6 protein-coding genes and 1 pseudogene are annotated in these 6885 nt (G+C 65.8%); 4 read left to right on the forward strand and 3 right to left on the reverse strand.

Annotated elements, in window-relative coordinates; translation table 11 throughout:
• Positions 1 to 22: 22 nt before the first annotated feature.
• The gene (locus tag ACESNG_RS19875) at positions 23 to 1909 is read right to left on the reverse strand and encodes an ATP-binding cassette domain-containing protein (protein WP_373060515.1); all 1887 of its coding nucleotides are present in this window, start codon (positions 1907 to 1909) and stop codon (positions 23 to 25) included.
• Positions 1910 to 1930: 21 nt separating this feature from the next.
• Between ACESNG_RS19875 and ACESNG_RS19880 the strand changes: the two genes are divergently transcribed.
• Positions 1931 to 2380: a thiol-disulfide oxidoreductase DCC family protein gene (locus tag ACESNG_RS19880; RefSeq protein ID WP_373070530.1), complete on the forward strand. Its 450-nt coding sequence runs from the start codon at positions 1931 to 1933 to the stop codon at positions 2378 to 2380.
• A gap of 55 nt (positions 2381 to 2435) precedes the next feature.
• Positions 2436 to 3932 carry an amidase gene (locus ACESNG_RS19885; protein ID WP_373070532.1) on the forward strand — a complete coding sequence of 499 codons (1497 nt, stop codon included), beginning with the start codon at positions 2436 to 2438 and terminating at the stop codon, positions 3930 to 3932.
• 11 nt (positions 3933 to 3943) lie between these two features.
• Here ACESNG_RS19885 and ACESNG_RS19890 read toward each other — a convergent pair whose 3' ends face one another.
• The gene (locus ACESNG_RS19890; protein WP_373060521.1) at positions 3944 to 5245 is read right to left on the reverse strand and encodes a M28 family metallopeptidase; all 1302 of its coding nucleotides are present in this window, start codon (positions 5243 to 5245) and stop codon (positions 3944 to 3946) included.
• Positions 5246 to 5436: 191 nt separating this feature from the next.
• Here ACESNG_RS19890 and ACESNG_RS19895 point away from each other — a divergent pair, with 191 nt between their 5' ends.
• On the forward strand, positions 5437 to 6240 hold the full coding sequence (locus ACESNG_RS19895; protein ID WP_373060523.1) for a DUF4097 family beta strand repeat-containing protein: 804 nt from the start codon (positions 5437 to 5439) through the stop codon (positions 6238 to 6240).
• The gene (locus ACESNG_RS19900) at positions 6237 to 6683 is read left to right on the forward strand and encodes a DUF4097 family beta strand repeat-containing protein (protein WP_373070534.1); all 447 of its coding nucleotides are present in this window, start codon (positions 6237 to 6239) and stop codon (positions 6681 to 6683) included. The genes ACESNG_RS19895 and ACESNG_RS19900 overlap by 4 nt, the downstream gene beginning before the upstream one ends.
• Here ACESNG_RS19900 and ACESNG_RS19905 read toward each other — a convergent pair.
• Positions 6615 to 6881, reverse strand: a pseudogene (locus tag ACESNG_RS19905) (hypothetical protein); the annotation flags it as partial. The gene ACESNG_RS19900 and the pseudogene ACESNG_RS19905 sit on opposite strands and share 69 nt — an antisense overlap.
• Between the last annotated feature and the right edge of the window lie 4 nt (positions 6882 to 6885).

A 6885-nucleotide genomic window follows, 5' to 3' on the forward strand; every position in this document is an offset into this window, starting at 1 on the left:
TCCGAAGGTTCGGGGAGGCGGTCTACTCGGCCGCGATCGTTTCCAACTCTTCCCAGCGAGCCATCATCGCCGGGATCGTCGATTCGAGTTCAGCTACACGGGCTCTCACCACGGTGAGCGCCACCGAGTCGCGAACCACGGCGGGGTCGGCGAGCGAGCCATAGCCCTGCTCCAGCTCCTGCTCACTCGCGCTGATGCGTGCCGGGAGCGCGGCCAACTCCTGCCCTTCCTTGTATGACAATTTGCGCTTCTTCGACTTCGCGGCGACGGCCGTGTCGATGCGCTTGGGCGGGGCCGCGGTCACGACCATCGCTGCCGGGCGCTGCCGGAGCCAGTCGGTATACCCGCCCACGTACTCGCGCACCACGCCCTTTCCCTCGAATACCAACGTGCTCGACACCACGGCATCGAGAAAGGCGCGGTCATGCGACACCAGCAGTAACGTGCCGGTGAACGCGGTGAGCAGCGCTTCGAGCACATCGAGCGTTTCGATGTCGAGGTCGTTGGTGGGTTCGTCGAGCACCAGCACGTTGAACGAGCGCGTGAACAGCCGTGCCAGCAGCAATCGATTGCGCTCACCGCCGCTGAGCGCTCGCACCGGCGTGCGCGCGCGATCTGTGCTGAACAGGAAATCCTGGAGATAGCCGCTTACATGCCGCTCTTGCCCGCCAACAGTCACGAAGTCGGCGCCGTCGGCGATGCTGTCGAACACGCTGCGCTCGGGGTCGAGCTGCTCGCGGCGCTGATCGAAGTACGCGATGTCGAGATTCGTGCCGTGACGGATCGTGCCGCTCTGCGGCGTGAGCTCGCCGAGCAGCAGCTTGATAAGCGTGGTCTTGCCGCAGCCGTTCGGCCCCACCAGGCCGACGCGATCGCCGCGCATGATCGTCGTGGTCAGCTCCGACACAATCGGCCTGGTGCCATGGGTGAAGCTGATGGCGTTCGCTTCGATCACCATGCGTCCCGAGCGCTCGGCGTCCTGCGTCTGCGCGCGCGTCGTGCCTACGCGCTCGCGACGTTGCGACCGCTCCACGCGCAGCGCCTCGAGACCGCGCACGCGTCCTTCGTTACGTGTGCGTCGCGCCTGAATCCCAGTGCGAATCCACACCTCTTCTTTCGCCAGTCGCTTGTCGAACTCTTCCCACGACTTCGCTTCCGACGCCAGCATGGCGTCCTTCCGCTCCAGATACGTGTCGTAGTCGGTGCCGAAGTCCACCATTCGACCACGATCGAGTTCCACAATGCGTGTGGCGACCTGGCGCAGGAACGCGCGATCGTGGGTCACGAAGATCAGCGTCAGGCCGCGCGACGTGAGGTACTCTTCCATCCACTCGATCGCTTCGATGTCGAGATGGTTCGTGGGCTCGTCGAGCAAAATTAGGTCGGGCTCGCACACCAGCGCGCGCGCCAGCAAGGCTTGTCGCGTGCGACCACCCGACGCCTGTTCGATGCGCGCCTCGGGGTCGAGCGCGAGATGCTCGAGCACCGTCTCCACACGGATGTGCAGCTGCCACGCATCGGCCGAATCGAGGGCGCGATGCAGTCGGTCCAGTTCGCGGAGCGCGGCCTCCGAGTGATCCACGCTTACGCGTAGCGACGCCGCGTGATACGCGGTGAGCAGGCGGCCGCGATCACCAAGCCCTTCCGCCACCACCTCGAACATCGAGCCCGTGAGCGCCAACGGCATTTCCTGATCCAGGCGCGCCATTGTGACGCCCCCCAGCTTGACCACGGCCCCGCTGTCGGGCGTCTGGGTGCCATCGAGGACCTTCATGAAGGTGCTCTTGCCGGCGCCGTTTCGGCCCAGCAGACAGACGCGCTCCCCCCGCTCGATGGCGAAATCGGCGTGATTGAGCACCGGGGGCCCCCCGAAGGCGACACTGACGTCCTGCAACGATACGAGCGACATGCCGCACATTAGCTTGCAGACATGGCCAATGCGACGGACACGCCCCGTTCAGATTTTCGTTCGGATTCCCGAGCGGTGCTTCTGTACGATGGGGAATGCGGATTCTGTGCCGGTAGCGTGCAGTTCGTGCTGCGGCATGAGCCGGCGTCGGCTCGGCCCCGTCTCGCCTTCGCGCCGCTGCAGGGACAGTTCGGCACGCGCATCCGCGAACAGTTCCCGGAGCTGGCGGGCGTCGATTCGGTGGTGTGGTACCACCCCGCCATACCCGCCGTGCGCGTGCGGAGCGCGGCCGCGTTGGCCGCCACGGCCCATCTGGGCGGACTCTGGGCCGTCGCCGCAGCGCTCGGGCGCCTCGTCCCTCGTGTGCTGCGTGACGCGGTTTACGACCAGATCGCCCGGCGGCGATTCGACATTGCCGCCCCTGCCTGCCTGCTGCCTACGCCCGAGGAGCGGGCTCGGTTTCTACCTTGACCGTGGATTTGGCCCGACTCTGGCGCTCTTCGCCAGCGTTCGCGACAATTGCGGCATGTCTCTTCCCCTCCCCGAGTACGATGGGCTCGATGGACTCGGCCTGGCCGACCTGGTTCGCCGTCGTGAAGTGAGCCCGGGCGAGGTGACCGAAGCGGCCCTCGCCCGCATGGTCGCCCGCAACCCACGGCTCAATGCCGTGGTCCGTCCTCTCGAGGCCATAGCACGCACTATGGCTGCCAAGGTCGATCTCGACGCGCCCTTCGCTGGCGTGCCGATGCTGATCAAGGACCTGATGACGACCATCGCCGGCGTGCCCACCAGCAATGGGACGCTAGTGCTGCAGACGATCGTACCCGACCAAGACAGTGAACTCGTGGCGCGGTATCGCCGCGCCGGTGCGGTGTTCATCGGCAAGGCCAACACGCCGGAACTTGGCCTCACCCCGTATACCGAAAGCGAGGCGTTGGGGCCGGCGCGTAATCCGTGGGACCCCACCAAGACCCCCGGCGGCTCGAGCGGTGGTTCAGGCGCCGCCGTCGCCGCGCGCATCGTGCCCATCGCGCATGGCGGCGACGGCGGCGGTTCGCTGCGCATTCCGGCGTCGTGCAACGGCGTGTTCGCGATCAAACCTACGCGCGGTCGCATGCCCACCGGACCCGACATCGGCGACGCGTGGCGCGGCTTCGTGCAGGAGCACGTCATCACGCGGAGCGTGCGCGATTCCGCCGCGATGCTCGATGCCACCGCCGGCGAAGATGCGGGCACTCCCGTGGCCTGTCCGCGTCAGGAGCGACCGTATCTGGAGGAGGTCACGCGCGAACCAGGTCGCCTGCGCATTGCCGTGACCACCACACCGTTTTTCGGCAGCAGGGTGCACCCCGATTGCGTGGCCGCACTGGAAGACGCCGCCGCCCTGCTCGAATCGCTGGGGCACGACGTCGTACGCGCCGAACCGGTGGTTGATGGGCAACGGCTGGCGCAGGCTTTTCTCACCGTCGTGGCCGCGGAAGCGCGCGCGGACATCGAGTGGATCGGTGAGCAGCTCAAACGCGCGCCACGTTCCGACGACGTCGAGCTGACCACGTGGGCCCTCGGACTCGTGGGAAAAGCCGCCAGCGCCTCCGACTACGCGACGTCCGTGCGCTTGCTTCAAGTGGCGGGTCGCACGGTGGGCCGCTTCTTCACCACCTACGACGTGCTTGTCACCCCCACCCTCGGCGCGCCACCGTTCACGATCGGCGCCCTGCAGCCGTCGGCGGCCGAGCGCGCGATGTTGCGCGTAGTCGCCGGGTTGGGGCGTGGTGGTGTGCTCAAGGCGGCAGGTCTACTCGACCAGACCGCGAAGAAAGTGTACGGCTTCATTCCGTACACGCCGCTGTTCAACGTGACCGGACAGCCCGCGATGTCGGTGCCGTTGTATTGGAACGCAGCAGGATTGCCGATCGGTACGCAATTGGTATCACGCTTCGGCGATGAGGCCACGCTCTTTCGCGTGGCCGGTCAACTGGAACGCGCCCGCCCGTGGGGAGGGCGCATTCCTCCGCTGGTGTAGCAACATCGTAATTACATCTTGATCACGGATTTCAGCGTCGCGCCAACCAGGCGACCAACTCCACCGAGCGTGGTCTGCGCGGCATTCAGGCCAAGACGGAAATCCTTGTCGCTGAACGTGGCCCACACGTCGGTGGGCTGATGCCAATGCGGATTCCATCCGTTCCCGGTCTGCGTGCCGCGCTCGTTCTCGCGCAGACTGATCGCGGGAATGATGTCCTGGAACGGACCGGAGTCGGTGTTGGTCATGTGCGGACCAACCTGCGCCGGATAGTCGGTGGCGTACTTCGAGTTAGCCTGGTGCAACGCCCACGCCAGCTCCGACGATGCCTTCCACATCTTCGAGCTGATCTGGAACTCGATGTTCACGTCGGCTTCCGCGCGCTGCTCCTTGGCGATCGTGCCATCGGCCTTCGGCATGCCGTGGTCCCACATCATCATGTCATGCTGGATCATGCCAAGCCACTTGGGTTCCGGATACTTCCCCGATCCCTTCGGCTCTTCGATGCCCTGCAGTTGCTGGCGCTGTTCGATGTACGCACGCGCGCCATTCAGTCCCGTCTCCTCGTTGTTCCAGAGCACGAAGCGAATGGAGCGCTCGGTCTGTACGTCGGGGTTGCTGAAGACGCGGGCGAGTTCCATCACCAGCGCCGTGCCCGAGCCGTCATCGTTCACCGCTTCGCCCCATCCAATGCCGTCCATGTGCGCGCCCACGATGTACATCTCTTCGGGATGCGTGGTGCCGATCTTGGTGCAATAGACCTCTTGACGCTCGCCCGGTGCGCTGGGCTCCGCGTTCAATGCGCGCAAAATAGGATCGGGCTGCAGCAGGGAATCGCTGTTCACGCCGGTGCGGGTACGAAGGCCGCGGTTCCGACCACCACCCGATGCTTGCGTGGCAGGCGGTCCCACCCGTCGCAGCGGTGGCTGACCGGCGGCCGGTGGCGTGGCCGCAGGCGGCGGTGTGGCAGGACGTTCGGCCAACGTGGGCGGCTCGTAGCGATACACAATGCGCTCGGTGTTCGTGCAGCCGTAGCTCTTGAGCTGCTCCTCGATCCAGTCCACCGCGTCCCGGTTGCGCTTCGTGCCCTGACGACGGTCGCCGAACTGCGTAAGTTCCTTGAGCGTGGTCTTGTACTGCTCGAGGTCGAGACGCGCGACCATGAGTGCGACCGGATCGGCGGAATCGATCGGGGCGACCGCGGTGGGCAGCACCTGCTTCTGGGCGAGCAGCGGCGAGGGTGCCACGCCTGACGCCAAGGCCACAACGACCGCCGAAACGGACAGGGATGAAATCGTGCGCATCGTACGCATGGTGGGGCGAGTGGAAAGGAAAACGCGGCGGGACCTTCAAACCATTTTGACGGGCGGCGGCATCCAAGCGTTGAGGTCTCTTCTTCACTCATTCCGTGAGCCCCATGCCCATCGCCCCTGCAAGGTCCTCTCGATCAGCACCTCGCGCAACCGTTGGGCGGACAAGGGTCGTCGGCACAGGTCGCTCGGCTTTGGTCGCGCTGTCGCTGCTGCTGCCATCGGCGCTGGCCGCGCAAACGGAGCGCCGCACGCTCACCGGGTCGCACGTCGCCTTATACAACGTGGCCGGAGAGGTGCGTATCGCCCGCGGTGACCGTCGTGAGGTGCAGTTCGAAATCACCAAACGGGGACGGGACGCCGACCGATTGCGCATTGAAACCGGCACCATTCGTGGGCTACCCACATTGCGCGTGATTTATCCCGACGACGACGTGGTCTATCGTGGTGGTCCCGAGCGGCGCTGGGGTGGGAGCACCGAAACACGCATGCGCGACGACGGCACCTGGGGTGGCGAGGGTTGGCGCGACAGCGGCGGACAGCGCGTGCGGGTGAAAACCTCGGGCAGCGGTCTCGAGGCATGGGCCGATATTCGGGTACTGATTGCCGATGGCACGGCGCTCGATAGCTATTTGCTGGTGGGTAACATGAGCGCCACGGACGTGGACGGCGATCTGCGGCTCGACGTGGCCTCGGCGCGCGTTTCCGCAACGGTTACGCGTGGCACGCTGGTCGTCGATGCGGGCTCCGGCACCGTTGCCCTGCGCGGTACGCGCGGGCGCCGTCTGTCGGTCGACAACGGATCGGGGAGCGTTTCGCTCGATCGCGTGTCGAGTGACGAGTGCACCGTCGATACCGGCTCCGGTGGTCTGTCGGCCTCCGACCTTTCGTGTGAGCGGCTCTCGGTGGATGTCGGATCGGGCAGCGTGCGACTGGGTAGCGTCTCAGCCACCGACGTATCGGTGGACGCGGAAGCGGTGGCGTGTCGCTGGACATGATCTCGTCGCCGTCGTCGGTAAGCGTCGACGCCGGCTCCGGCGGCGTGACCCTCACGTTGCCCAACGACTTCGGCGCCGAGGTGGATATCGAGACCGGGAGTGGCAGCATCACGCGCGACTTCGCGGTGCGCACTCGCACGGTGGAGCGGCGCCGTCTACGCGGGACGATCGGCAACGGCGCGGCGCGCGTGGTGGTGGTGGAAACCGGTATCAGGATCCGTCCGCTTGCGCCGGTCGGGTATGTAGTTGAGCGTTCGCGCCACGCACGGAATAGCACAGGGAAGAACCAGTCACTCGTGAAAGGCGGCCACCACGTCCCGGCGCGAGTGAAGGACCCGTGCAACGCCGACAGTGGTGCCGTCGAAATAGTAAAACAGCAAGTACTCGCCAATGGGGAAACTCATCACGCCGAACCCAACCTCGGCCGGTCTCGTGCGATATAGTCCGCAATCTCGTCGACAGCCAGCTCGGCGGCTGGGGAGACCCGATACGTCGTCACCCGGTGCGGCGCACTCGGCTCTTACGGCGCACGCGTTCGAATACGGTATCGCCCTCTTGACCTTCGCCGTGCTTGAGTTGAGAGACCCCAGCGCTGACATCAGTTCGCAGCGCTTCAAGCCGTGCGATCTGTTCGGCATCATACGC

This window comes from Gemmatimonas sp., from assembly GCF_041689975.1.
Taxonomy (GTDB): Bacteria; Gemmatimonadota; Gemmatimonadetes; order Gemmatimonadales; family Gemmatimonadaceae; genus Gemmatimonas.